This is a genomic window from Aliiroseovarius sp. PTFE2010, from assembly GCF_049943335.1.
Classification (GTDB): domain Bacteria; phylum Pseudomonadota; class Alphaproteobacteria; order Rhodobacterales; family Rhodobacteraceae; genus JBNFVY01.
Genome location: NZ_JBNFVY010000004.1, coordinates 220,147 through 245,744 on the forward strand (window position 1 = coordinate 220,147; position 25,598 = coordinate 245,744).

Here is a 25,598-nt window from a genome sequence, read left to right on the forward strand (position 1 = left end):
CCTTGCACGCCGCGCGCGCGACCGCCACAACCGGCCCCATGGCACGCGCAGACCTTCATATCGACCTTGACGCAATCACCGCCAACTGGCGCGCGCTGGACGCGGCCTCGGGCGCTTCGGTTCAGACCGGCGCCGTGGTCAAGGCCGACGCCTATGGGCTGGGCGCGGTCAAGGTCGCGCGCGCGCTGCTGGACGCCGGCGCCCGGCGCTTTTTCGTGGCCCAGGCCGAAGAAGGCGCCGAACTGCGCCAGGCCATCGGCGAAGGCCCCGAGATTTACGTGTTCGGCGGGCACATGGCCGGGGATGGCGACATGATCGGCAATCTGCGCCTGGTGCCGATGTTGAATTCGGTCGAACAGCTGACCCGCCATTTCGAAGCCCTGCCCGGCGCCCCCTTTGGCGTACAACTGGACACCGGCATGAACCGCCTGGGCATGGAACCGGCCGAATGGGCCGCGGTGCGCGACATCGTCCTGCCCGCCGGCCCGGAACTGGTCATGTCGCACCTGGCCTGCGCGGACGAGCCGGACCACCCGATGAACGCGCGCCAGCTCAAGACATTTCGCCAGATGACCGACGGGGTCGGCGCGCCGCGCTCGCTGTCGGCGACGGGCGGTATCCTGCTTGGGCCCGATTATCATTTTGCGCTGACCCGCCCCGGAATCGGCCTGTACGGCGGTCGGCCCTTTGCTGACGCCCGTCCGGTCGTGCGCCTGTCGCTGCCGGTCATCCAGATCCGCGATCTGCAACCCGGCGAAACCGTAGGCTATGGCAACAGCTGGACCGCGCAGGCCCCCACCCGCATCGCGACGCTCAGCGCAGGCTATGCCGACGGGATCACCCGGCACCTGTCGAACCAGGTCGATCTTTGGCACGGCGACACGCGTTGTCCTTTGCGCGGGCGGGTGTCGATGGATTTGCTGACGGTCGACATCACGCATCTGGGCGCGCAATCGGTGCAGTATCTGGACCTGCTGGGGCCGGATCAAGGTGTGGACGATCTGGCAGATATCGCCGGAACCATCGGCTATGAAATCCTGACCCAGCTGGGTCCGCGCTATGCCCGGCACTACGCCGGTCAGGGCGCATGAACGTCTTGGCGCCCCTGGGCCATCTGGGCCAGGTCGTGCTGGCCCTGTTGGCCAGTATCGGGCGGTTTTCGATCTTTGCCGGGCAAACATTTGCCCATGCGCTGCGCCCGCCTTTCTACATCCGGGAATTCGCACAATCGCTTTTGACGATTGGTTATTTTTCGCTGCCCGTCGTGGGGCTGACCGCGTTTTTCACCGGCGGCGCGCTGGCCTTGCAGATCTATGCGGGCGGGTCGCGTTTTTCGGTCGAAGCAGTGGTGCCCCAGATTGTCGCCATCGGGGTCGTGCGCGAACTTGGCCCCGTGCTTGTGGGCCTGATGATCGCCGCGCGGGTGACGTCGTCGATTGCCGCGGAAATCGCGACCATGAAAGTGACCGAGCAGATCGACGCGCTGGTCACCCTGTCGACCCATCCGATGAAATACCTGACCGTGCCGCGCGTTCTGGCCGGGCTGATCATGGTGCCCATTCTGGTGGGGATCGGCGATGTGATCGGGATCATGGGGGGCTATATCGTGTCGGTGCACCAGCTGGGGTTCAACCCGTCGACCTACATCCGCAACACATGGAATTTCCTTGAAAATATCGACATCGTCTCATCGCTGGTCAAAGGCTGCGTGTTCGGTGGAATCGCCACGCTGATGGGCTGCTATCACGGCATGAACTCGGGCCGCGGGGCGCAAGGCGTCGGTCGCGCAACCAAGACCAGCGTCGAAGCCGCCGCCATGCTGATCCTTGCGGCCAACTTCCTGCTCACCAACCTGTTCTTTTCCGCATGATCCGGCTCGAGGGCGTACATAAGTCGTTCGGCGCCAAGCAGGTGTTGCGCGGGGTCGATCTGCACGTGCCCAAGGGCACCAGCACGGTGATTATCGGCGGCTCGGGCACCGGCAAGTCGGTGCTGCTGAAATGCGTCCTGGGCCTTGTGACGCCCGATCAGGGGCGGATCGAAGTGGGCGGGCAAGATGTCACCCAGGTTGACCGTGACAATTTCCTGGCCCGGTTCGGCATGCTGTTTCAGGGTGGCGCGCTGTTCGATTCCATGCCCGTCTGGCAAAACGTCGCCTTTCGGTTGCTGCGCGGCTCGCTCAAGCGCCCCATAAAAGAAGCGCGCGAAATCGCCATTGAAAAACTGCGCCGCGTGGGATTGGGCCCCGATGTCGCCGATCTGTTCCCCGCCGAACTGTCGGGCGGCATGCAAAAACGCGTCGGACTGGCCCGCGCCATCGCCGCCGAACCTGAAATCATCTTTTTCGACGAACCGACCACCGGGCTGGATCCGATCATGTCGGGGGTTATCAACGAACTGATCCGCGAAATCGTCGTCGAAATGGGCGCCACGGCCATGACCATCACCCACGACATGACCTCGGTCCGCGCGATTGCCGACCGCGTGGCGATGTTGCACGGGGGCACGATCCGCTGGGAGGGGCCCGTGGCCGACATGGACAGCGCCGACGATCCCTATTTGCGCCAGTTTATCTCTGGCAGCGCCACCGGCCCGATCGAAACCCTGCGATAACGCAGGTTTGGCGCAAAAATTGTGCCGACAAATCCCCCGATGGGTCAAATTCCGCCGATGCGGCCGCGTTAACCTAAATTAACGCGCATGCTGCAGGTGCGAAAGGTAGGATCAAAGGGAAATACCATCGCCGCAACACGGTTTCTCGTGCCCCGTTTATCATTTGTTTACCATGACCTACCCACATTGCGGCGACCCAAGTTAATTTGGAACTTTACAAAGCCATCGGGGGTTTATGTAACGATGCCACCTTTTGATATCATATTGCGCCTTAGCCTCTTCGCCTGTCCTTTGATCGTGGCCGCACTGGCCCTGTTCCGGTTTCGCCGCTCGCGCAGCGTCAATCGCCCGATATACGGTTTGGTCTTTGTCGCGGCCATCGCGCTGATCATCTATTCCGCCCGCGACCTGCTGTTTGCCCCCCAGGTGCCGCTTGGCGCTGTCGCCGCCGCGATCTCGGCCGCGCCAATCTGGATTGCCACCATCGTCGTGTGCGCCTTTACCCGCCGGTCGCGCTATTACGTGCGCCGGTCGGACGGCTACAGCCCCAGTGTTTACTCTGACGACATCGACCACAGCGTGGTGGGCGCGCGCCCCCCGACCTACGACTACACGCGGTTTCCCACCCACGGGTCAGATATGGAGACCGGCCCGCAAAAAGCCGAACGCACGGCCTTCAAGACTCGCCGCTTGAATTCCCACGCCGGGGGTGCCACGTCCACCGGATGAACGTTCTTCGGTGGGCCAACCTGGCCCTGCTATTGCTGTTTCCCCTGGCTTGGGCCGCGCCTTTGCTGCGCGCGGGTCTGCTGCCGCTGTTCGGGATGACGGAAATCACCGTCCTGTCCGGCATCGCCGCCCTGTGGTCCGAGGATATCTTCCTTGCCCTTCTGGTCGTGCTCTTTGCGCTGGTGGCCCCGATCGCCAAGACCTTGTCCCTATCGGCCGTCCATTTCGGGCGGGCCGGGCCGGAATGGCTGGGGGCGGTGCATGTGCTTGGGCGGCTGGCGATGGCGGATGTGTTTCTGATCGCCATCTATATCACCGTGGCCAAGGGAATCGGCGTGGGCCGACTGGACGTCGGGTGGGGCCTTTATCTGTTCACATTCTGCGTGCTGGCATCGCTTGGCATCACGGCGGCAACGCACCGCTTGCACCGCCGCGCCGAACACGGGTAATCAGCGCCTATGGCAAAAACCAAATCCTTCACCTGCAACGCCTGCGGCGCGGTCACGTCAAAATGGTCCGGCCGCTGCGATAGCTGCGGCGAATGGAACACGATTGCCGAAGAGGCCCCCCTGTCGGCCGGCCCCGCCGCCAAATCGCTGGGCGCCATGCGCGGGCGAAAAATTCCGCTGACCGATCTGGCCACCGAAGAGGCGCCCCCACCCCGCACCAATTCAGGCATGGGCGAACTTGACCGGGTGCTGGGCGGAGGGCTTGTGCCTGCCAGCGCGATTCTTGTCGGCGGCGATCCGGGCATCGGCAAATCGACGCTGCTTTTGCAGGCCGCGGCCAGCTTTGCGCGGGGCGGGCTGAAATGCATCTATGTGTCGGGCGAAGAGGCCAGCGCCCAGGTCCGCATGCGTGCTCAGCGGCTGGGGCTGAAAGACGCGCCCGTCAAACTGGCCGCCGAAACCAACCTGCGCGACATTCTGACCACGCTGGAGGCTGAAAAACCCGACCTGGCGATCATCGATTCGATCCAGACGATGTGGGCCGACAACGTCGAAAGCGCGCCGGGCAGCGTGGCGCAAGTGCGCGCCGCGGCGCATGAACTGACCACCTTTGCCAAGCGCAACGGGATCAGCGTGGTGCTGGTCGGTCATGTCACCAAGGAAGGTCAGATCGCCGGCCCGCGCGTGGTCGAACACATGGTCGACACGGTGCTCTATTTCGAAGGCGAACGCGGCCACCAGTTCCGCATCCTGCGCGCGGTCAAGAACCGCTTCGGCCCGGCCGACGAAATCGGCGTTTTCGAAATGACCGGCGACGGGCTGGCCGAGGTCGCAAACCCATCCGCCCTGTTCCTGTCCGAACGCGACACCCCCGCGCCGGGCAGTGTCGTCTTTGCCGGAATCGAAGGCACCCGCCCCGTTCTGGTGGAATTCCAGGCCCTTGTCGCCCCGTCGCCCCACGCCCAGGCGCGCCGCACCACGGTGGGCTGGGACGGCGCCCGCCTAGCCATGATTCTGGCGGTGCTGGAAAGCCGCTGCGGCATTCCCTTTGGCGGGCTCGATGTCTATCTGAACGTGGCCGGCGGCATCAAGATCTCGGAACCCGCCGCCGATCTGGCTGTGGCCGCCGCGCTACTTTCTGCGCGCGAAGACACCGCCCTGCCCGCCGATACTGTCGTTTTTGGCGAGATTAGCCTATCAGGTGCGCTAAGACCCGTCGGCCAGACGGACAATCGCCTGAAAGAAGCCGCCAAACTGGGGTTTCACGGGGCGATCCTGCCAGCCCGCTCCAAGGGCGACGGCGGCGGCCTGTCTTTGCAGACCATGGCCGACCTTGCTGGGGTCGTAGGAGAAGTATTCGGCGCAGGCTAAGCGTCGCTGGCAAAAAGGACTGAACCGATGGAAGGGTTCAACATCATCGACGGCGTGGTCGCGCTGGTCATCATCATATCGGCCATCCTGGCCTATTCGCGCGGGTTTGTGCGCGAAGCGATGTCGATCGTCGGCTGGATCGCGGCGGCCATTCTGGCCTATATGTTCGCCCCCAAGGCAGTGCCGCTGATCAAGGAAATTCCCTACGTCAAGGAATTCCTGGCCGACAGTTGCGAATTGTCGACCATCGCCGGTTTTGCGGCGATCTTTGCGCTGGCCCTTGTGGTCGTATCCGTGTTCACACCGTTGTTTTCGTCGGTCGTGCAGCGGTCGGCCGTCGGGGCCGTCGATCAGGGGCTGGGCTTTTTGTTCGGCGTGGCGCGCGGGGTGCTGTTGGTTGCCGTCGCGCTGATCGTCTATGACAACGTCGTGCTGGGCGAAGACGTGCTGCACGTCGGCGAAAGCCGCACGGCCAAGGTGTTTGCCCGCTCGCAGGATTCACTGGCCGAACAAATCCCCGATGACGCGCCCGGCTGGATCATCGAGCGCTACAACACGCTGGTCGGCCACTGCGGCGTCTGACACTGCGGCGTCTGACCCCGCAGCATTTGACACTTTTGCGCCTGATCCGGCGGCATCTGACACTGCCCGTATTGTGATACACATCGCCGCCTGACCGGGCGGCGATGTTCTTTTATACATTTTTTTGCACTTCTCGCGAAAAAGTTCTGCGATCCTTTCGTGACAGCCGCGGCCCAAGCCGTTAAACGACCCTTAACCTGCCACATTCCGAATTCGGAGCCCACGCCCTCATGCGCGCGATGCCCCCTGCCCATCCCTTTGACGACGACAAACTAAAAGAGGAGTGCGGCGTCTTCGGCGTGGCCGGCGTCGCTGACGCGGCCAACTTCGTCGCGCTCGGCCTGCACGCCCTTCAACATCGCGGACAAGAAGCGGGCGGCATTGTCGTCCACGATCCCGAACAGGGCTTTAACAGCGCCCGCCGCTTTGGCTACGTGCGCGACAACTTTACCTCGCACAAGGTCATGGAAACCCTGCCCGGTCCCATCGGAATCGGCCACGTGCGCTATTCCACTGCCGGCAACAAGGGCAACACCGCGATCCGCGACGTCCAGCCTTTCTTTGGCGAATTTTCGATGGGTGGCGCGGCGATCGCCCATAACGGCAACATCACCAACGCGGACCAGCTGCGGCGCGAACTGATCGAGCGCGGCTCGATCTTTCAATCCTCGTCTGACAGCGAATGCATCATCCACCTGATGGCCCGCTCGCTGCAGCGCAACATTCCTGAACGGATGAAAGACGCGCTGCGCCGTGTCGAAGGCGCGTTTTCCGTCGTTGCCATGACCCGCACCAAACTGATCGGCGTGCGCGACCCGCTGGGCGTGCGCCCGCTGGTGCTGGGCAAGATCGGCGATGGCTGGGCGCTAAGCTCGGAAACCTGTGCGCTGGACATCATTGGCGCCGAATTCATCCGCGACATCGAACCCGGTGAAATGGTCGTGATTTCCGCCGAGCGCGGCGTTGAAAGCTTCAAGCCGTTCGAACCCAAGAAATCGCGCTTTTGCATCTTTGAACATGTCTATTTCTCACGGCCCGACTCGATCCTCGAAGGGCGGTCGGTCTATGAAACCCGCCGGCAGATCGGTGTGGAACTGGCGCGCGAAGCGCCGGTCGACGCCGATCTGGTCTGCCCCGTGCCCGATAGCGGAACGCCCGCGGCCATCGGGTTTTCGCAAGAAAGCGGAATTCCCTACGCGATGGGGATCATCCGCAACCAGTACATGGGCCGCACCTTTATCGAACCGACCGAGCAGATCCGCAACATGGGCGTTCGGCTGAAGCTGAACGTGAACCGGGCGCTGATCCGCGGCAAGCGGGTGATCCTGGTTGATGACTCGGTGGTGCGCGGCACAACCAGCCGCAAGATCAAGGATATGATCCTGGACGCCGGCGCGGCCGAGGTGCACTTTCGCATCGCCAGCCCGCCCACCGCCTGGCCCTGTTTCTACGGCGTCGACACGCCCGAACGCGAAAAATTGCTGGCCGCCAACATGTCCGAAGATGAAATGCGCGACCATCTGGGCGTGGACAGTCTGCGGTTCATTTCGCTCGACGGGCTCTATCGCGCCGCCGGCGTGGCCGAAGGGCGCGATCCCGCCAGCCCGCGCTATTGCGATGCGTGTTTTTCCGGCGAATATCCGGTGGAACCGGCCGACATGATCGAAAAGGGCTTTCAGCTGAAACCCGCCGCGGAATAACCGCCCGGTAGCGGCTGGCACTGCGGTGGTGCCAGCAGATGGGCGCGGCGCGCGGCGGATCGCGCGGCGCCTGCAAATCGCCGCACGCCACCGCATTCCTTCTGTACCGTTCAGCGAACGCACGTCCCGCGCCATTCCCCTTGCGTGAGGCGGGGCAAACAGGGCGCAGATGCCGCCCCCCACAATTGAAATGTTGCTTTCGGCCCGTTTTGCCGCACCGTACGCACGGGCCAGGACCCCCGATCGGCGCGCGCTACCTAACGCGGCCCGCGCCACTTGTCTGGTGGGCTCTGCGATCCGGGCGCGTCGATCCGGACCGACCGGCTTGCGGCAGGTGATCGCACGGCGGCGGCGCGCAATGCGCAGGGCTTGACCGCGCCGCGCAAACCCGCCAAACCCCGCGCCATGGATAAGAAAATCGCCCTCATCACCGGGGCCTCGCGCGGTCTTGGCGCCGCGCTGGCCGAAGAACTCTGCCCCACGCATCACATCGTGGCCGTGGCCCGAACCACCGGCGCGCTGGAAGAATTGGACGACCGGATCAAGGCGCGCGGCGGCGAAGCGACGCTGGCCCCGATGGACATCACAAACGCCGATGCGATGGCCCATCTGTGCCGCGCCATTCACGACCGCTGGGGGCGCGCCGATCTTTGGGCGCATACGGCGATCCATGCCGCGCCGCTGACCCCGGCCCACCACATCGACGCCAAAGACTGGGGAAAATCGGTAGAGGTGAACGTGACCGCCATGGGCCATCTGGTTCCGATGATCGGGGCCTTGCTGGGCTATTCCGACGCGTCCATGGCGCTTTTCTTTGATGACCCGCGTGCGGGCCAAAAATTCTTTGGCTCTTATGGGTCCACCAAGGCGGCGCAGATCGCGCTGGCCCGTTCGTGGGAGGCCGAGGCAGTTCAGGGCGGCACCGTTGTGCGGGTTCTGACGCCCGCGCCGATGCCCACCGCCGTGCGCGCCCGGTTCTTTCCGGGCGAAGATCGCAGCGCGCTGGCCAGCCCCGCGTCTGAGGCCAGACGCCTGCTAGCCAGCCTCTGAGCTGACCAGCTCCAACAGGGCGCGCCGTTCGGCCGTGCCGCCAGATCCCAGTGCAGACAGGCCCAGCTTGGTCGCGTGCAACATCTGGGCGGCGTGACCCGGTCGGCTGACGCCCGTTGCGCGCAGACTGTCGGCCAGGTCGTTGATCCGGGCATTGTCAACTTCGCGCACCATACGGGCCAGTACGGGCTCGGTCAGGGCCCAGGACCGCAGCGCCGCTTCGGTGGATGTGAACATGTCGTCCTCGCGCGCGTCCTCGCCATTGACCCATTCCATCAGGCGCTTGACCGGCAACGCGTCCCGGTCCGAAGACTGCGCGACACGGGCGATCGCCTGGTCCCGCCAGCCGCTCCACAGCGCCTCGATCATTGTCCGCAGGTCCTTGAAATGCCAATAAAACGATCCCTTGGACACGCCAAGCGTGCGTGCAATGGGTTCAACACGGACCGCAAAAGGCCCGCCACTGCGCAGGGCATCTTCGGCCGCCGCGATCCAGTCCTGGCGGGTTAGTTTTGATTTGGCCATGTTCTCGTTCTCCATACGGTGGCGTCGGGCAGCGTTTTGCGCCCGTACCGGACCGTATGTCGCCAAGGTTAACGACGGTTTAACGGCCCTGCCCGCTTGTCGCCCGCCAGAGCCTCCACTAGACAGGGGGCAGAGCAGTCATCAGGGGGACCCCATGCGCATTCTCATCACCAACGACGACGGGATCAACGCACCGGGACTTGAGGTGTTGCAGGCCATCGCCCAGGACATCGCAGGGCCGGACGGCGAAGTCTGGACCGTGGCGCCCGCCTTTGAACAATCGGGGGTGGCCCATTGCATCAGCTACACCCACCCGATGCTGCTGGCCAAGATGGGCGAACGGCGATACGCGACAGAAGGCTCGCCCGCCGATTGTGTCTTGGCCGCGCTCTACGAGGTGATGGACGCGCGCCCCGACCTGGTCCTGTCGGGCGTCAACCGCGGCAACAACGCAGGCCAGAACACGCTCTATTCCGGCACCATCGGCGGCGCGATGGAAGCGGCCTTGCAGGGTCTGCCGGCGATTGCGTTTTCGCAGTTCCTGGGCCCGCGCAACTTCAACGAACCCGATATGTTCGAAGCGGCCCGCCTGCACGGCGCGGCAACGGTGCGCGCCCTTCTGGACTATGGGCAGTGGGACAACGCCGATTACCGGCTGTTCTACAACGTGAATTTCCCGCCCGTCCCGGCCGATCAGGTCAAGGGCCACCGCGTCGTGGCGCAAGGGTTCCGCAAGGACACGCATTTCAGTGTCGAAGCACATGATTCCCCCGCCGGCAAACGGTTCCTGTGGATCAAGGGCGGCATCCAGAACGCCCCGACCGCGCCGGGAACGGATGTTCACGCGAATTTGGACGACTATATTTCGATCACGCCGATGCGGGCCGACCTGACCGCCTATGACGCCTTGGCCGGGCTGCAAGAGGCGATGGGATGACCACCGACCCCGAACGGTTGATGCAGTTTCTTTACGCGATCCGTTCCAAGGGCGTGACCGACAAGCGCACGCTGGAAGCGATGGAAAAGATCGACCGGGGCCGGTTCGTCAAAGGGTTGTTCGCCGAACGCGCCTACGAAGACATGCCCCTGCCGATCGCGTGCGGGCAGACGATCAGCCAGCCGTCGGTGGTGGGGCTGATGACACAGGCGCTCAACGTGCAACCGCGCGACAAGGTGCTCGAGGTCGGCACCGGGTCGGGCTATCAGGCGGCGATCCTGTCCTGCCTTGCCCGCCGCGTCTACACGGTGGACCGGCACCGGCGCCTGGTGCGCGAGGCGAAAAAAGTGTTCGATGCGCTGGACCTGACCAATGTGACCGCCTTTTCCGCCGATGGCTCGCACGGGCTGCCCGACCAGGCACCTTTTGACCGGATTCTGGTCGCCGCGGCGGCAGAAGATCCGCCCGGCCCGCTGCTGGCCCAGTTGAAGGTTGGCGGCATCATGGTGCTGCCGGTCGGCCAGTCTGATGCCGTCCAAAGCCTGATCAAGGTGACCCGCACCGAAACCGGTTTTGATTATGACGAACTGCGCCCCGTCCGGTTCGTTCCGCTGTTGGAAGGCATGGGACAGGACGATTGATCCATACGGGCGCGTATGGCGCCCATTTGGCAGGCTAGGCAGAGCGCGTTCACTCGCGTATGTTGGCCCAAAGAGTAGATGGGCGGCAAACGCCCGGCAGTGCAAGAGCGCCAAAGGCCCCATCCAACGAGGGCCGCGAAAACGGCGCATATGAGGATGATGAGCAATGGCCCTGACCCGTTTCCTGTTTCTCGGAACCACCTGCATGGCGCTGGCCGCCTGCGATCCCAATCAGCCCTTCGACTTCGACCTGCGTGACCTGGGCAATGGGTTCGACACTTCGGATGCGGTCCGCCAGGCCAGCGCGCCGCGCCCCGCCCCGGATGATCGCGGCGTAATTTCCTATCCCAACTACCAGGTTGTCGTGGCCCGGCGTGGTGACAAGATCGCCGATGTGGCCAGCCGTGTTGGCGTCGATGCGGCCACCCTGGCCCGGCACAACGGCATCAGCCTGGACACCCCCCTGCGCGACGGCGAAATCATCGCGCTGCCCACCCGCGTTCCCGAACCATCGCCCGCCACGGGCGCTGTGGGCACCGGGCCGATCCGCCCGGCCGATCAGGTCGACGTGACCACCCTGGCCGGGAATGCCATCGATCGGGCCGAAAGTTCCACTATCGCCCCGCCCGGCGCCCAGACCGGGCTTGAACCGAACCAGCACCGCGTGGCCCGCGGCGAAACCGCCTATTCCATCGCCCGCAAATACGGCGTGTCGGTCAAAGACCTGGCGGAATGGAACGGCCTGGGCACCGATCTGAGCCTGCGCGAAGGTCAGGCGCTGCTGATCCCCGTCGCCGCGAGCAACCAGACTGCGGCCAAACCCGCCGCAGCGCCTGCGCCCGGTGTCGGATCGCCCACCCCGGTCCCGCCGTCGGCCGCCGCGCCCCTGCCCGCCGAAAAGACAACCGCAAAGCCCGCGCCCGCGCCTGCGTCGCCCGATCTGGGCGCCGAACAGACCACCAGCGCCCGTTTCGCCCTGCCCGTTTCGGGGCCGATCATCCGCACCTTCGACAAGTCGAAATCGGCATTCGTGCTGTTCAAGGCGTCGAATGGCACCCCGGTCCAGGCCGCTGCAGACGGCACGGTCAAGCTGGTGTCCAAGAACGCCGACGGGGTGGAAATCCTGGTGCTCGACCACGGCGGCGGGCTGCAGACCGCCTATAGTTTCATCAAGGACATTGCGGTGAAAAAGGGCCAGAGCGTCAAGCGCGGGCAAGCCGTGGCCACCGTCGCGCAGAACGAATTCGGCGCGCTACAGTTCATGACCTTCAAAGGCACGCAAGCCGTCGATCCGGCCCCGTATTTCGAATAAGCATTTCGAAAAAGCGTCGGGTCTGGGCGGCAGGGAATTCTGGCAGGCATCGCACCCGCCCGGTCCCAGCTTGGCCCATGACCGCCCCGACTAGCGGGCCAAACTGCCAGCACAACCAGCCGTGCCCCCCATCCGCAGGGCGCCATCGCCGTGTCAGCGCTAGCTAGAGCGCGATGCCCCGCCGTCCGGCCAGATCGGTGAAATACTGCCAGGCCACCCGGCCCGACCGCCCACCGCGCGTGGCCTGCCATTCGATCGCTTCGGCGTGCATGTCTTCGTCGGAAATCTGAACCCCGTGGGCATCGCAATAGCCCCGGATCATGGTCAGGTATTCGTCCTGGCTGCAGGGGTGGAAACCCAACCACAGCCCGAACCGGTCCGACAGCGACACTTTTTCTTCGCTTGCTTCGGACGGGTTGATCGCGGATGAGCGTTCGTTTTCAATCATGTCGCGCGGCATCAGATGGCGCCGGTTCGACGTGGCATAAAACACCACGTTGTCCGGGCGCCCTTCGATCCCGCCATCCAGAACAGCCTTGAGCGATTTGTAGTGCTGATCGTCGTGGCTGAAGGACAGATCATCGCAAAACAGCACGAACCGGTGCTCAGACGCCCGCAACAGCCCCAAGAGCCGGCCGATGCTGGGCAGATCCTCGCGCTGCACTTCAACGATTTTCAGCGCATGACCCTGCGCCACCACCGCCGCGTGCACCGCCTTGACCAAAGACGATTTGCCCATCCCGCGCGCGCCCCAGAGCAGCGCGTTGTTGGCCGGAAAGCCGCGGGCAAATTGGACCGTATTGGCCAGCAGCGTGTCGCGCGACCGGTCGACCCCCACCAGCAGGTCCAGCGCAACGCGGTTGACGCGCGGCACCGGCGACAGACGATCGGGCGCCACATGCCAGACAAAGGCATCGGCCAGCGCGAAATCGGGCGCGCGGCTGGGCGGGGGCGACAGGCGTTCCAGCGCCTCGGCGATGCGGGTCAGGGCCGCGTCAGTCACGGCTTGCGCCCTTCGTCATCGTCCGGCCCCAGCAAGGTGTCTGCATCGTCTTCGAAATCTGCATCACCGAAACCTCCATCGCCGTGGATATCCTCATCCCACAGTCCTTCAGCTTTCAACTTCTTTTCGCGGTCTTTTTCGACATAGCGCACCAGCAGGATCGACACTTCGTACAGCCCATAGACCACGACGAACAAAATCGCTTGCGTGGTCACATCTGGCGGCGTGACCAGCGCGGCCAGCACAAGGATCGCCACCATGGCGTATTTGCGCACCTTGCTCAGCCCCTTGGAACTGACCAGACCGGCCTTGCCCATCAGCGTCAAAAGCACCGGCAACTGAAAGCACAGGCCAAAGGCCATGATGAATTTCAGCGTGATATCCAGCGATTCGTTTACCTTGCCGAAAAAGGTGATCCTGACTCCATCGGCCGTTTCGGGCACCACGGCCGCATCGGGCGGCAGATCGGGCGCCGTGTTCGACATCAGGTTGGCAAAGATCGAACTGACATCGGCAAAGCCCAGGAAAAACGCCATCGCCAGCGGCGTGACCACGAAATGGGCAAAGCTGGCGCCCAGCAGGAACATGAAGGGCGATGCGATGAGAAACGGCAGGAACGCGCCTTTTTCCGACTTGTACAGACCCGGGGCCACGAAGCGCCACAGCTGGTAGGAAATCACCGGGAAGGCCAGCGCAAATCCGAAAACCATCGAAATACGAAACAGCGTGAACAGGTATTCTTGCGGGCTGGTGTACTGCATCGTGGGCGACGGGTCGCCCAGTTCGCGCAGGGTTTCTTCGATCGGGCCCAGCAGGAACTGCAGGATCGGTTCGGCCACGGTAAAGGCCAAAACCATGCCGATGATAAAGGCGATGGCGGCGCGGATCAGCCGCGAGCGCAGTTCGGCCAGATGCTCGATCAGCGGGGCCGAGCTGTCTTCGATCGTGTCCTCGTCGCTCATTTCGCGGCTTTATCCTTGGCGGGGGTCTTTGGGGTGGCCTTTTTGGCAGCAGGCGTTTTGGCAGGCGGTTTTTTGGCAGCCGGCTTCGCCTGTGCGGTCTTGGCCTGTGTGGTCTTGGCAGCCGGCTTTTTCGCCGCAGGTTTCTTGGCTGCCGGCTTCTTGGCTGCCGGCTTCTTGGGTGCGGCATCCTTGGCGGCAGGCTTTTTCGCAGCGGGTGCTTTTGCCGGGGCAGCATCTGCTACGCCCTTGGCCGGCGCACCGGCTTCGCCCGCATCGCGCGCCTGACGCTCACGCGCGGCGTCGGCGGTTTTCGCGGCGATCTTGCGGGCCGCTTCGGCGCGCTCTTCGCTCAGCTTGGGGGTTTCCGGGGCCGCCACCTTGGCCGATGGGTCCCAGTCTTCGAAAGCGCTCGCGGCGTCCTTCAGCTTGTCCATGCCAAAAGAGCGCGGGTTCGCCGCCGCCTTGAGCGTATCGGCCGCGTCTTTCATCCCCGATTGATCGGCTGCGTCGTCCATCGCGCGGCTGAATTCGCGCGCCATTGCACGCGCCTTGCCGGTGAACCGACCAAGGGTACGGAACATGACCGGCAGATCCTTGGGGCCCACCACGATGAGCGCCACGATCCCGATCACGATGAGCTCGGACGTGCCGATGCCAAACATGCGCGAAGTCTCCGGTGGGACGGGCGCTTACGCCTTGTCCTTTTCCTCGGCGGGGGTCACGTCGCGCAGCTCGGCGTCCTGTGTATCCAGCTCTTTTTTCCCGTCATCAACGCCCCTCTTGAACGCGGTGATACCTTTGCCGACTTCGCCCATCAGCGACGATATCTTGCCGCGGCCAAACAGGACCAGAACAACGATGGCGATCAGGATCAGGCCGGGAAGACCGATATTGTTGAGCATCTCGAATCTCCGTTTGGGTGCGGGATTTAGGCCCGCAAACTCAGGTACCTTATCTATTGCGTCGCGCGCGCCGATAAAAGGCTCAAAAGTGTTTATATGCTTATTTGTGAACGGACAGGGGCGAATGGCGTGCGATCAGTCGCGCTGCGGAAAGACAAAGCAGCGTTCGCGACGCAGCATCAGCCACAGCGGCGTGCCCGGTTTTGGCATGAACACCGACGGCACCGTGGCGCGCAGGATCGACCCGTCATAGTCCATCCGAAATTCGACAAGACTTTCGCGCCCCATAAAGCGGGCGCGCTGCACGATGCCGCGCGCCGGGACGCCGTCCTGGGGGGTCGGATTCGGGCCGCGCCCGTCGCGATCAAAGTCAATCCGCAAATGCTGGGGCCGGATCACGATATCCACGCGCGTGCCGTCGCGATGGCCGGGGGCCAGGAATTCGCCAAAGGCGGTGTCAACCAGCGCGCCCTGCACGGTGCCCGTGATCACGTTGATATCACTGAAAAATCCGGCCGCGGCGCGGTCAACCGGCGCGTTATACACGTTATAGGGCGCGCCCTGCTGCACGATGCGCCCGCCCCGCATCAGCGCGATATCATCGGCCATGCGCATTGCCTCGTCCGGCTCATGCGTGACCAGCAAAACGGCGGTGCCTTCTTCTTTCAGAACGTCCAGCGTGGCGTCACGGATATCGTCCTTCAGGCGCTCATCCAGGCCGGAAAACGGCTCGTCCATCAGCATGATCGACGGGCGCGGCGCCAGGGCGCGGGCCAGTGCCACGCGCTGCTGTTCGCCCCCCGACAGCTGGTGGGGAAACTTGTCGATCGCGCCGCTCAACCCGACCCGCGCCAGCAGATCTTCCACCCGCGCCCGCTTTTGCCCGCGCGCGCCTTTCAGGCCAAAAGCCACGTTGTCTTCGACGCTCAGATGCGGGAACAGGGCGAAATCCTGGAACATCAGGCCGATGGACCGGCCTTCGGGTGGCACCCGATAGACCGTGTCGCACACCAGTTTGCCGTCCACATGGATGGTGCCGCTGTCTTGCATGTCGACCCCCGCGATCACCCGCAGCGTGGTCGACTTGCCGCAACCCGACGGACCCAGCAGGCACGTCACCTGCCCCGGCATCACCGACAATGACACATTATCCACAACCGTGCGCCCGCCGAACTGACGGGTGATGTTGCGAATTTCAAGGCGCGGTGTAGCGGCGGGCATGGGTATCCCAGCAAAACAGTCAGGTAGGGGGCCGAGTTAGCAGCCCCGCGCGCGCTTAGCAACATCCGCCCGCTGCGACGCTTTTGCGGGCGTCCGGGGTCAGCCCTGCCTCAGCCCCGCTGTAAAAACCGTGGGGGATGTGGGCGATTCCCTATGGGCCACAGGTCAGGGCATGGGTCAGGGCATGGGTCAGGGCGAGGGTCAGGCCAGGCATCGGCCAGCGCGAAATGCGGGTCCAGCGCGGGCTGGGGGTGGATCGGCAGACCAGTTCAGCCGGTCCAGAAATGTGCGCCGGGCAACGTTCTTTGTTGCCCTGTCTTGTGCCCTGTCGTGTGCCACTGCCAGATTGGTCGCGCCATTCAAGACGCCGATGCAATCCCCGGGACATCAGAACTGCCTGATCAGGTTTAAGATCGCTTGGTTTCTATTTGAATTTAGAGGGAAAATATAGCTTCAATTATTCGCCCCATACGCCTGCGTATGGGGGGCGAAATACTGCAAAGCCGAAAGGCGGCCCGAGTATATCGCACCGCAAAGCAAGGAGCCCAAAAAAGCGTGGCACCGAAGAGCATGACGCCCGGAACGCAGCAGACATGCGCCCCCGGCCCACATCCCTCAGGTCACATCTCGGATCACATCAAGATAGCAGCGCAACATACTCATATAATTGTGTATTATCGCAACCGCCAACGCACCCTACATGGTCGAATTGACGCCGCCACCGTCCAGCAGGATGTTCTGCCCGACGATGTACCCGGCGTACTGCGAGCACAAGAAAGCACAGGTGGCGCCGAATTCCTCGGCCGTGCCGTAGCGGTGCACGGGGATCGTCGCCTCGCGGGCGGCGCGCGCTTCGTCGCGACCAATGCCCTGCTGCTGGGCCACGGTGCTGTCCAGCGATGCGATCCGGTCGGTATCATGGTTGCCCGGCAGCAGATTGTTGATCGTCACCCCGTGCTGGGCGACCTGGCGCGATGTCCCCGCGACATAGCCCGTCAGCCCGGTGCGCGCCGAATTGGACAGGCCCAGCGCCGGGATCGGGGCCTTGACCGATTGCGAGGTGATGTTGACCACCCGCCCCCAGCCCTTGTCGATCATCCCCGGCAGCAGCGCCTTCATCAGCGCGATCGGGGTCAGCATGTTGGCGTCCAGGGCCTGGATGAAATCCTCGCGCTCCCAGTCGCTCCACAGGCCCGGCGGCGGACCGCCTGCATTGGTGACAAGAATATCCACCCCTTGGGCAGCCTTCAGCACCGCGCCCTGTCCTTCGGGCGTGGTCACGTCGGCGACCACGTTCACCACGTCCACGCCGAAATCATCGCGGATCGACTGTGCGGCGGACTCAAGCGCATCGGCCCCGCGCGCGTTCATCACCAGATCGACGCCGGCTTCGGCCAGCGCGCGCGCGCAGCCCAGCCCCAACCCCTTGGATGACGCGCAGACCAGCGCGCGCTTGCCAGAAATACCCAGATCCATGTGTTTTCCCCACCATTGTCGTGAATTCGTGCGGACCATGCCGCAGTCTTGCCACGGTTTCCAGCAACAATTCCCTGAAACTGGCCCCTGCACCGCCAGCCGTCGCCTGCCATTACCCTGCGTCGCGCCAATACCTATATCTGCGCGACTTCGGGCGGGAACCGCACTGCACAGGGACTGAACAGCGCAAACCCCGGGACTGCGCAGGGCAAACCCCAGGGCCACCAGAACCAGGAGCGACCATTGACGCGACATAACGCGATTCAGCCGACGCCAGAACGCACCCTGCCGGTCTATCGGTCAGGGGATTTTTGCGTGACCAGCGGCGCGAATCTGGGCGATGGGATCACCGATGCGCGCGAAATGGCGCTGGACGATATCTATGCGCTGCGCCCCAATGCGCGCACGCATGGGCTGTCGGTCGCCCCGGCGGGCGATCATTTTACCATTGGCGCGACAAGCCAGCTTGGCCGCGCCGGCGCCACGCTGGTCACGGATCATTGCGCGACCTTCATGTGCCCGGATGGCAGCACGGTCGAAGCGCTGGTGCTGGTCGAAACCGAAGATGGGTACTACACCGACAGCTACCTGCTGCCGTTGGCCCCCCTTGCCCCGCAAACCGAATACGCATTGGTCAGGATTGACCGCACCGCCGCCCGTGCGCGGCTTGCGCAAATGGCCTGCGTCAGCTTTGCCCACGGCACGCTGATCACCATGGCCAATGGCGCCCAGAAACCGATTGAAGACCTGCGCGTCGGCGACCGCATCCTGACGCGCGACAATGGCCCGCGCGACATTCGCTGGATCGGCCAGCAAACCGTCCGCGCCACCGGGGCCTTTGCGCCGATCGTGATCAAAAAGGGCGTTCTGAACAACGCCAACGACCTGACCTTGTCGCCCAACCACCGGCTGTTCATCTATCAGCGCCGCGATAAGATCCGGGCCGGACGGTCCGAGGTGATGGTCAAGGCGCGCCTCTTGGTCAACGGCGACAGTGTTGTGCAATCGGATGGCGGCTTTGTGGATTATTACCAGCTGCTTTTCGATCAGCACGAGATCATCTACGCCGAAGGCATCGCCGCCGAAAGCCTGTTTGTCGACACCCAGGTCACTGCCGTTTTGCCGGAAGGAGTGCGCTCCAGCCTGCTCAACCGCGGTCTCGACGTGACGACATCCGCCGCGTTCGAAGTTGATGACTCGCTGATACAGGGCGCCGATGCTGTCGATCTGCTGCGCCGCGCCTCGCGCGTCTAAGCGCGCCAGCGCCACGTCAAACACGTCAAACCAGAGCCACGTCAAACCTGTGCGCCCCAGCGCAACAAACCCCAGCGTGACAAAAGGCCTGGGCGCCCCAGCGTCACCTCAGGTCGTCACCTCAGTTCGTGGCCGTCACCACCACCGCGCCCGTCCGCGCCGTGCTGCCGTCCACCAGCACCGGCGCGCCCGCCCCGGTGCCGACAAACCCCTGAATCGGCGTGCCCACGAACCGACCCGACACGGTGTCGCTGACATCATAGGTGCCGCCCTCGACGGTCAGGCGCCCGGCCACGGTGAATTCGAACCCATTCGCCTTGGCCGCGCCGATCGTGCCGTTGTCCAGCGCGATCGCGCCCCCGACCGCCACGTTATTGCCGCTGGGCGCCACGCCCACGAAATCGTCGAACGATCCGGTTATCGACTTGGCCGGGCCGAAATCCGACACGATCCGCCCCGCGCCGACCGCCTGAACATCGCCGGGCGAATTCGCGCGCGAGCTATCCATGTCGACCAAGACATATAGCAGCGAATCAAAGCGCATCGTTCCGGTGGTTGGCATGGCGGCGGCCGGGGTAATCTCGATACGGCCCAGCGCATCGATCTGACTGTCCACCAAATCCGTCTGCCCGGTGAACGGATCATCGCCTGAGGCCGAGCACGCGGCACCCGCGCTCAACACCGCCATCAAAACGAATTGTCGCAAGATCACTGACCCCCAAACCCGGCGACCGGGTTTTACCGCGCCGGGCCCCAAACAACAAGCGTGCGGGCCGGCGGCGGCGCCAAGGCCACTGACATCCATGCAACACGCTGACACCAAAGACAATTTGGCCTACGCAAACCCGCGCATCCGCCGCCGCCGGGCCAAGCGAACGCTTGCAACCCCAGCCTATTGTTGGGATTGTGCGCCCAAGGGCTGCATAGGACGGACCCGAGCAGGAGACGCGCCCATGCGCCATATGTTGATCTTGACCGGATTTCTGGCCGCCTGTTCGGGCGCCGAAACCGGAACCACGACCGGGGCTGGCACGGGGGGTGGCGGCACGACGCCAGGCGCCTTCGCCGCAATCCTGGGCGACATCAGCGCACGACAGGCCGATTTTGACGCCTTCGCCTCTGGCAGCGGCGCCTTTACCGCCCCCAACGACCTGCCCGAGTCGGGCACCGCAACCTATAGCGGCCTTGTTTCACTCAGCGATGGCAGCGGCTACGCGCTGGCCGGGTCTGTCGACGTGATCGCCGATTGGGACTGCTGCGAGGTGACCGGCCGCGTCTATGACATCGTCACGCAGGACGATGAATCGCTGCGGGGCGAACTGGATATCACCCACGGCGAAATCGACATGACCGGCGATCCGAACGTCGCCCCGATCGTGCGCGCCGACGTGATCGGCACACTGTCGTCGGATGCGGGCGCGCATGTGTCAGACGAATTCGATCCGCTGCTGCTCGAAGGGAACTTCGTGGGCCCCACCTATGACTGGTTCCAAGGCACCATTGCCGGGCCGATCACTGCGCCGGACGGCACACATGACGTCACCGGCGATCTGCTGGGCGAACGCTGAACGACACGCCCCCCCCGAGACGCCCCCCGCGACGGCACCTTGCACAGCCCCTCAACACGGCACCTCAACACGGCACCTTGTCGCGGCCCCTCAACACGGCCCCTTGTCGCGCGCCCCGACCGCCCGTATATCGCGCCCATGTTGACCCGCGCCGAAAATGCCCCCGACCTGCCCGCCGAAATTGCCCGGCGGCGCACCTTTGCCATCATCAGCCACCCGGATGCGGGCAAGACGACGCTGACGGAAAAATTCCTGCTCTATGGCGGCGCGATCCAGATGGCGGGCCAGGTCCGCGCCAAGGGCGAGGCACGGCGCACCCGGTCTGACTTTATGAAAATGGAGCAGGACCGCGGTATTTCGGTGTCCGCATCGGCGATGTCCTTTGATTTTGGCACCTACCGGTTCAACCTGGTCGACACGCCCGGTCACAGCGATTTTTCCGAAGACACCTATCGCACGCTGACGGCCGTGGACGCGGCCATCATGGTGATCGACGGGGCCAAGGGCGTGGAATCCCAGACCCAGAAACTGTTCGAAGTCTGCCGCCTGCGCGACCTGCCGATCCTGACCTTTTGTAACAAGATGGATCGCGAAAGCCGCGACACCTTTGAAATCATTGACGAGATCCAGGAAAACCTGGCCATCGACGTGACCCCGGCAAGCTGGCCCATCGGCATGGGCCGCGATTTCCTGGGCTGTTACGACATGCTCAACAACCGGCTGGAACTGATGGACCGGGCCGACCGCAACAAGGTCGCCGAAAGCGTCAAGATCGACGGGCTGGACGATCCCAAACTGGCCGATCACATCCCCCCCGCGCAGCTGGCGCAGTTGCGCGAAGAGGTTGAAATGGCCCGCGAATTGCTGCCCGCCTTCGACCGCGAGTCATTCCTGCACGGCGCCATGACCCCGATCTGGTTCGGCAGCGCCATCAACAGCTTTGGCGTCAAGGAACTGATGGACGGCATCGCCAATTTCGGCCCCCAGCCGCAACCCCAGAGCGCCACGCCCCGCCAGATCAGCCCGGACGAGAAAAAGGTGATGGGGTTTGTGTTCAAGGTGCAGGCCAACATGGACCCAAAGCACCGCGACCGCGTGGCGTTTTTGCGCCTGGCCTCGGGGCATTTTCAGCGCGGCATGAAACTGACCCATGTGCGCAGCAAGAAACCGATGGCGATCACCAATCCGGTGATGTTTCTGGCCTCGGACCGTGAACTGGCCGAAGAGGCCTGGGCCGGCGACATCATCGGCATCCCCAACCATGGCCAGCTGCGCATCGGCGACACCCTGACCGAAGGCGAGGCGATCCGCGTCACCGGCATCCCGTCGTTCGCGCCCGAGCTTTTGCAAGGCGTGCGGCCGGGCGATCCGATGAAGGCCAAGCACCTGGAAAAGGCGCTGATGCAATTCGCCGAAGAAGGCGCGGCCAAGGTGTTCAAACCCTCGATCGGGTCGGGCTTTATCGTCGGCGTCGTCGGCGCGCTGCAATTTGAGGTTCTGGCCTCGCGGATCGAACTGGAATACGGCCTGCCGGTGCGCTTTGAACAATCGCAGTTCACCTCGGCGCGCTGGGTCACCGGCCCCAAGGATGCGGTGGACGCGTTCGTGAATGCCAACAAGCAGCACATCAGCCATGACCACGACGGCGACATCGTGTACCTGACACGCTTGCAGTGGGATATCGACCGGATCGAACGCGACCACCCCGAACTGACCTTGTCGGCCACCAAGGAAATGATGGTCTGATCGGCCATCCCCGCCGGGCGCGCACACCGCCCCTGCCCGACCACACAGAATCACCCGCTTTCGCGGCTAGACCCCTATTTTTGCGCGCTATTTCCGCGCATCGCGAAAGATTGTTTCGCATCTCAGAACGATAAAATACATTGCAATCCATGATTGTGATCCAATTTTCAAAGCCTTGTTCAGACTTTCAAATTGCAAACGCAAAACGCGCAAATTTTTCTGGATCAGCGTTTAATCCGTGGTAAACTTTTTGTGCATTGAGGGCCCCTGTGGGCCCAATTTCATTTTACTGTTCATTTTCCAGGAGGAAGTAATGAAGAAACTTCATCTCATGGGCGCGGCAACCGCGGCTTTGCTGGCATTGTCCGGCACGGCATCGGCCAGCGCCATTATCGCGTCGGGCGACGTCATGCTCGGGGTCGATGATTTCGGCCAACTCAACATCGGCGGCGGCGCCGCAGACGTTGCGGGTGAAACCATTGTCGGCATGCGCTTCGTCGACACCGCCAGCGGCGACGAATACGAATCCACCTCGCATGGCTGCCTGTGCGAAGGCTGGGGCATTGCAGCCGATGGCGTTGGCGGCGATGCCAACAACAATTCCGGTGGTGCGTCGGGCCTGTCGCTTGTCAACTTCACCTCGACCGCGACAACGGCAACCTCGGTTGTCGATCTGATCGGCAGCGACCTGCGGATTACCCACGAATTTACGCCCTCGGCAACCGCGTCGCTCTATAAAGTGTCCGTGACGCTGGAAAACACCGGCGCAAGCGACATCGCTGCGGTCACCTATCGCCGCGCGATGGACTGGGACACCTCGCCCACCCCATTCTCAGAATTCGTCACCATTGGCGGCACGGCAACCACCACGCTTCTGGACGAAAGTTCGGATGACGGGTTCGCTGATACCAACATCATCGCCAGACCCGACCTGCTCGACATTGGCGGGTGCGGCGAAGACGTCGACTTTACCGCCTGTGGCCCCTCCGATCACGGCGCGGCGTTCGACTTTGCCCTTGGCAGCATCCTGGCCGGCGAAGCCTATAGCTTCGACATCTTCTACGGCGGTGCTCTTGGCGAAACCGCAGCTGACGCCGCGCTTGGCGCAGTCGGGGCCGAACTGTATTCGTATGGCTGGTCGGCAGATGACGCGGATCAGGACGGCTTCATCGACGGCACGACCGATCTGGCACCGACCTACATCTTCGCCTTCGCCGGCGTGGGTGGCACCGTTGTTGTTCCCCCGCCCGGTGGCGGCAGCGCGGCTGTTCCGCTTCCCGCCGCTGGCTGGTTGCTGATCGCCGGCATGGGCGGTCTGGCCGCGGCGAGCCGTCGCAAGAAAGCCTGAGCGCTTTCCCTTTGACAACACTGAAAACGGGCGCACACTGCGCCCGTTTTTGTCTCTGATGATATTGGATCCATGATGGCTATTCGCACCCCCGCAATCGTTCTTGGCACCGCCCTTTGCCTGTCCGCCGCGCCGCTGGCCGCGCAAGAGGCCGAAGGCTGGCAAACCCAGTGCAAGCCCGACCGCTGCACCCTGACCATTTCCATGACCGAAGCCCAGTCCGGCCGCCGCGCCAGCACCTTCGTGGCCATCGTCAACAAGGACGGCACGAACCACCTGGGCGCGCTGGTCCCGCTGGGCACTGCGATCGAAGCGGGCATTCGCCTTGTGGCCGAGGACACCGAAATCAAGGCCCCATTCCAGTCGTGCTTCCCCGATGGTTGCCGCGGCTTTGCCGAAGTGAACGCGGCCACGCTGGACGCCTTTGCCGGCGCGGACACCGCCGAAATCCAGTTCTTTGCCCTGGGCCAAGAGCGCCCGCTCAGCGTCGCCGCCCCGATGGATGGCCTGTCCCAGGCGCTGGCCAGCGCGCGCGCCGAACTGGGCCAGTGACCGCGGCCATCGCGGCTTGACCCTGCCTGACGCAACTGGCTAGCGTGGCCCGCGAACAACCAAGGCAGGCATCATGAAATTCGATCCCGGTCCCGGCCCGTCCCCGTCCAGCAGCTATCCGCAGGGGTTCGATGCGATCCACGATCGTATCCAGCACGCCCGGCGCGCCTTTGACTTTCGCGACGGCGATCTGCCCGCGCTGGACATCGACCTTGATGCGCTGCGCGCGCGCACGCTCCCCGATCTTGGCCCCTATGACGGCCCGCATGTGCCCGCGACCGATTTCGCCGGGCGGCGCACCAAGCTGGCGCACGAATTTTCGGGGCAATCGGAACTGGACTTCCTTGTGGCGCAGCTCATCATGATGTCGCGGCGCGTGAATTTTCCGCAAGACATGCAGGTGCTCTGGCACCGCATCTGGGACGAACAGGCCGACAACCTGATCGAAACCCTTGATAATCGTTGGAAAATTTCGGCCATCCGCACCTTTGGCAGCCATGGGCTGACCGAAGCCGAGCGCCGCCTGGGCAACGAAATGTTCCTGGTGTTGGGCATGATGAAACTGGGCGACACCGACCGCAGCTTCCTTGGCCTTGGCCCCGCGCAGGTGCCCAAGCTGGGCAATCGTAAAAAGGGCAAGCTGGCCCTGGGGCTGTCCCCGTTTTCCGTCACCAACGGCGATCTGGATCTGCACGTGCTGAACCAGATCCACGGTCTGATCCAGGCCAACGCCGGCCGGCCATCGGGCAAGCTGGGCGCAGATCTGTTCCGGCAGATTGACGCGGATGAGCGCACCGTCTTTCGCCGCCTGATGACGATCCGCCACAAGTTCCTGAAAGCCCGCCGCGCCTGATACGGCTGTGGTGCGGGCGTGGTGCAGGCCGACCAAGAACGACGCAAACTGCCCGCCGCCCCGCCCTGCAGGCCGGGGCGCGACACAGTAGGGCGCGCGAAACAAGGGCGCGCGAAACAAGCGCTGGCGAAACGCATGCGCGTTCATCTACGCCTTCATCGCACCGGCCCGGCGAAAAACCGGCTTAAAACCCTAGGCGATCCGGGCGTCCATCGTGATTTCGCAATCCAGCACCTTGGACACCGGGCAACCGGTTTCGGCCTCTTTGGCGCAGGCCATGATGGTGTCCTTGTCGCCGTCGGCGGTGATGACCACGTCCAGATGGGCCTTTTCGATACTGGGCCCGTCCTGCATCGACAGATGGACGGTCGATGTGGTTTCGATATTGTCCGGCGTGATGCCCTTGTCGCCCAGGATGTTCGATAGCGCCATGGAAAAACAGGCGGCATGGGCCGCGCCGATCAGTTCTTCGGGGTTGGTGCCGGCCGCGCCTTCGAACCGGGTGTTAAAGCCATAGGGCGTGTTTGACAGGGCGCCGCTTTCGGTCGAAATTCTACCGGTTCCCTCTTGCAGGCTGCCTTTCCACTTGGCGGATCCATGTTTCTTGATCATGATGCGTCTCCAATTTCCGGGGTCATGTAGCTGGACAACGGCTGGCACGCCGGTCAGTTCCCCCCATGCACCGCTAATTGTCACCCGCGGGACGCACCTGCGCGAAAACGCCCCCGCCCCGCTTTACCCGCAGCCCCGTGCGCGCAAGATTGCCCCTGGCGCGCAAGACTGAACGAAAGACCGGGCGAAAAA

The 25,598-nt window shown here is 63.7% G+C and carries 27 protein-coding genes; 18 read left to right on the forward strand and 9 right to left on the reverse strand.

Annotation, left to right across the window (positions count from 1 at the left end):
- The first annotated feature begins 38 nt into the window (after positions 1 to 38).
- The 9 genes from alr (at position 39) to ACP2AV_RS09150 (ending at position 8,494) form a co-directional block, all read left to right on the forward strand.
- The gene (alr, locus tag ACP2AV_RS09110) at positions 39 to 1,091 is read left to right on the forward strand and encodes an alanine racemase (protein WP_426372364.1); all 1,053 of its coding nucleotides are present in this window, start codon (positions 39 to 41) and stop codon (positions 1,089 to 1,091) included.
- Entirely contained in the window at positions 1,088 to 1,870 is a 783-nt protein-coding gene (locus tag ACP2AV_RS09115) for an MlaE family ABC transporter permease (protein WP_426372365.1), read from the forward strand. Before alr ends, ACP2AV_RS09115 begins: the two co-directional genes overlap by 4 nt.
- The gene (locus tag ACP2AV_RS09120; protein WP_426372366.1) at positions 1,867 to 2,613 is read left to right on the forward strand and encodes an ABC transporter ATP-binding protein; all 747 of its coding nucleotides are present in this window, start codon (positions 1,867 to 1,869) and stop codon (positions 2,611 to 2,613) included. The genes ACP2AV_RS09115 and ACP2AV_RS09120 overlap by 4 nt, the downstream gene beginning before the upstream one ends.
- 243 nt (positions 2,614 to 2,856) lie before the next feature.
- The gene (locus ACP2AV_RS09125; RefSeq protein ID WP_426372367.1) at positions 2,857 to 3,342 is read left to right on the forward strand and encodes a hypothetical protein; all 486 of its coding nucleotides are present in this window, start codon (positions 2,857 to 2,859) and stop codon (positions 3,340 to 3,342) included.
- A complete protein-coding gene (locus ACP2AV_RS09130; RefSeq protein ID WP_426372368.1) occupies positions 3,339 to 3,791 on the forward strand; it encodes a paraquat-inducible protein A in 453 nt (150 codons plus the stop codon). The genes ACP2AV_RS09125 and ACP2AV_RS09130 overlap by 4 nt, the downstream gene beginning before the upstream one ends.
- Before the next feature lie 9 nt (positions 3,792 to 3,800).
- A complete protein-coding gene (gene radA / locus ACP2AV_RS09135; protein ID WP_426372369.1) occupies positions 3,801 to 5,162 on the forward strand; it encodes a DNA repair protein RadA in 1,362 nt (453 codons plus the stop codon).
- A 27-nt stretch (positions 5,163 to 5,189) separates the two neighbouring features.
- Positions 5,190 to 5,744, forward strand: coding sequence for a CvpA family protein (locus tag ACP2AV_RS09140; RefSeq protein WP_426372370.1), 555 nt, complete (start codon positions 5,190 to 5,192; stop codon positions 5,742 to 5,744).
- Positions 5,745 to 5,974: 230 nt separating this feature from the next.
- Positions 5,975 to 7,444 (forward strand): amidophosphoribosyltransferase, encoded by a 1,470-nt coding sequence (gene purF / locus ACP2AV_RS09145; protein ID WP_426372371.1) that lies wholly within the window; start codon positions 5,975 to 5,977, stop codon positions 7,442 to 7,444.
- A gap of 405 nt (positions 7,445 to 7,849) precedes the next feature.
- Entirely contained in the window at positions 7,850 to 8,494 is a 645-nt protein-coding gene (locus ACP2AV_RS09150) for an SDR family NAD(P)-dependent oxidoreductase (protein WP_426372485.1), read from the forward strand.
- Here ACP2AV_RS09150 and ACP2AV_RS09155 read toward each other — a convergent pair.
- Complete coding sequence (locus ACP2AV_RS09155) at positions 8,480 to 9,019, reverse strand: TetR/AcrR family transcriptional regulator (RefSeq protein ID WP_426372372.1); 540 nt, start codon at positions 9,017 to 9,019, stop codon at positions 8,480 to 8,482. The genes ACP2AV_RS09150 and ACP2AV_RS09155 overlap by 15 nt on opposite strands.
- Before the next feature lie 154 nt (positions 9,020 to 9,173).
- Between ACP2AV_RS09155 and surE the strand changes: the two genes are divergently transcribed.
- The 3 genes from surE to ACP2AV_RS09170 all read left to right on the forward strand — a co-directional run bounded on the left by surE (position 9,174) and on the right by ACP2AV_RS09170 (position 11,909).
- Positions 9,174 to 9,956: a 5'/3'-nucleotidase SurE gene (gene surE, locus ACP2AV_RS09160; protein ID WP_426372373.1), complete on the forward strand. Its 783-nt coding sequence runs from the start codon at positions 9,174 to 9,176 to the stop codon at positions 9,954 to 9,956.
- Positions 9,953 to 10,597 (forward strand): protein-L-isoaspartate(D-aspartate) O-methyltransferase, encoded by a 645-nt coding sequence (locus tag ACP2AV_RS09165; protein WP_426372374.1) that lies wholly within the window; start codon positions 9,953 to 9,955, stop codon positions 10,595 to 10,597. Before surE ends, ACP2AV_RS09165 begins: the two co-directional genes overlap by 4 nt.
- A gap of 166 nt (positions 10,598 to 10,763) precedes the next feature.
- Positions 10,764 to 11,909 carry a LysM peptidoglycan-binding domain-containing protein gene (locus ACP2AV_RS09170; RefSeq protein ID WP_426372375.1) on the forward strand — a complete coding sequence of 382 codons (1,146 nt, stop codon included), beginning with the start codon at positions 10,764 to 10,766 and terminating at the stop codon, positions 11,907 to 11,909.
- Positions 11,910 to 12,072: 163 nt separating this feature from the next.
- Here ACP2AV_RS09170 and ACP2AV_RS09175 read toward each other — a convergent pair whose 3' ends face one another.
- The 6 genes from ACP2AV_RS09175 to ACP2AV_RS09200 form a co-directional block, all read right to left on the reverse strand.
- A complete protein-coding gene (locus ACP2AV_RS09175) occupies positions 12,073 to 12,912 on the reverse strand; it encodes an ATP-binding protein (RefSeq protein ID WP_426372376.1) in 840 nt (279 codons plus the stop codon).
- The gene (tatC, locus tag ACP2AV_RS09180; RefSeq protein ID WP_426372377.1) at positions 12,909 to 13,874 is read right to left on the reverse strand and encodes a twin-arginine translocase subunit TatC; all 966 of its coding nucleotides are present in this window, start codon (positions 13,872 to 13,874) and stop codon (positions 12,909 to 12,911) included. The genes ACP2AV_RS09175 and tatC overlap by 4 nt, the downstream gene beginning before the upstream one ends.
- On the reverse strand, positions 13,871 to 14,536 hold the full coding sequence (gene tatB, locus ACP2AV_RS09185) for a Sec-independent protein translocase protein TatB (RefSeq protein WP_426372378.1): 666 nt from the start codon (positions 14,534 to 14,536) through the stop codon (positions 13,871 to 13,873). The genes tatC and tatB overlap by 4 nt, the downstream gene beginning before the upstream one ends.
- A gap of 27 nt (positions 14,537 to 14,563) precedes the next feature.
- Complete coding sequence (locus ACP2AV_RS09190) at positions 14,564 to 14,776, reverse strand: twin-arginine translocase TatA/TatE family subunit (RefSeq protein ID WP_426372379.1); 213 nt, start codon at positions 14,774 to 14,776, stop codon at positions 14,564 to 14,566.
- 135 nt (positions 14,777 to 14,911) lie between these two features.
- Complete coding sequence (locus tag ACP2AV_RS09195) at positions 14,912 to 15,997, reverse strand: ABC transporter ATP-binding protein (protein WP_426372380.1); 1,086 nt, start codon at positions 15,995 to 15,997, stop codon at positions 14,912 to 14,914.
- A gap of 696 nt (positions 15,998 to 16,693) precedes the next feature.
- The gene (locus ACP2AV_RS09200; RefSeq protein WP_426372381.1) at positions 16,694 to 17,473 is read right to left on the reverse strand and encodes an SDR family oxidoreductase; all 780 of its coding nucleotides are present in this window, start codon (positions 17,471 to 17,473) and stop codon (positions 16,694 to 16,696) included.
- A gap of 243 nt (positions 17,474 to 17,716) precedes the next feature.
- Here ACP2AV_RS09200 and ACP2AV_RS09205 point away from each other — a divergent pair, with 243 nt between their 5' ends.
- Positions 17,717 to 18,727, forward strand: a complete 1,011-nt coding sequence (locus tag ACP2AV_RS09205; RefSeq protein WP_426372382.1) for a Hint domain-containing protein — start codon at positions 17,717 to 17,719, stop codon at positions 18,725 to 18,727.
- A gap of 121 nt (positions 18,728 to 18,848) precedes the next feature.
- Here ACP2AV_RS09205 and ACP2AV_RS09210 read toward each other — a convergent pair whose 3' ends face one another.
- Entirely contained in the window at positions 18,849 to 19,433 is a 585-nt protein-coding gene (locus tag ACP2AV_RS09210; protein WP_426372383.1) for a hypothetical protein, read from the reverse strand.
- Positions 19,434 to 19,680: 247 nt separating this feature from the next.
- On the opposite strand from ACP2AV_RS09210, the gene ACP2AV_RS09215 reads away from it, so the two are divergent.
- From ACP2AV_RS09215 to ACP2AV_RS09235, 5 genes are all read left to right on the forward strand, one after another.
- Positions 19,681 to 20,295 (forward strand): hypothetical protein, encoded by a 615-nt coding sequence (locus tag ACP2AV_RS09215; protein ID WP_426372384.1) that lies wholly within the window; start codon positions 19,681 to 19,683, stop codon positions 20,293 to 20,295.
- A 138-nt stretch (positions 20,296 to 20,433) separates the two neighbouring features.
- Positions 20,434 to 22,041: a peptide chain release factor 3 gene (locus ACP2AV_RS09220; protein ID WP_426372385.1), complete on the forward strand. Its 1,608-nt coding sequence runs from the start codon at positions 20,434 to 20,436 to the stop codon at positions 22,039 to 22,041.
- A 313-nt stretch (positions 22,042 to 22,354) separates the two neighbouring features.
- A complete protein-coding gene (locus tag ACP2AV_RS09225; RefSeq protein ID WP_426372386.1) occupies positions 22,355 to 23,389 on the forward strand; it encodes a VPLPA-CTERM sorting domain-containing protein in 1,035 nt (344 codons plus the stop codon).
- Positions 23,390 to 23,461: 72 nt separating this feature from the next.
- Positions 23,462 to 23,941: an invasion associated locus B family protein gene (locus ACP2AV_RS09230; RefSeq protein WP_426372387.1), complete on the forward strand. Its 480-nt coding sequence runs from the start codon at positions 23,462 to 23,464 to the stop codon at positions 23,939 to 23,941.
- Positions 23,942 to 24,014: 73 nt separating this feature from the next.
- A complete protein-coding gene (locus tag ACP2AV_RS09235; protein ID WP_426372388.1) occupies positions 24,015 to 24,794 on the forward strand; it encodes a hypothetical protein in 780 nt (259 codons plus the stop codon).
- Positions 24,795 to 24,986: 192 nt separating this feature from the next.
- On the opposite strand, the gene ACP2AV_RS09240 is transcribed toward ACP2AV_RS09235, so the two are convergent.
- Positions 24,987 to 25,406: an OsmC family protein gene (locus tag ACP2AV_RS09240; RefSeq protein ID WP_426372389.1), complete on the reverse strand. Its 420-nt coding sequence runs from the start codon at positions 25,404 to 25,406 to the stop codon at positions 24,987 to 24,989.
- Positions 25,407 to 25,598: the final 192 nt, after the last annotated feature.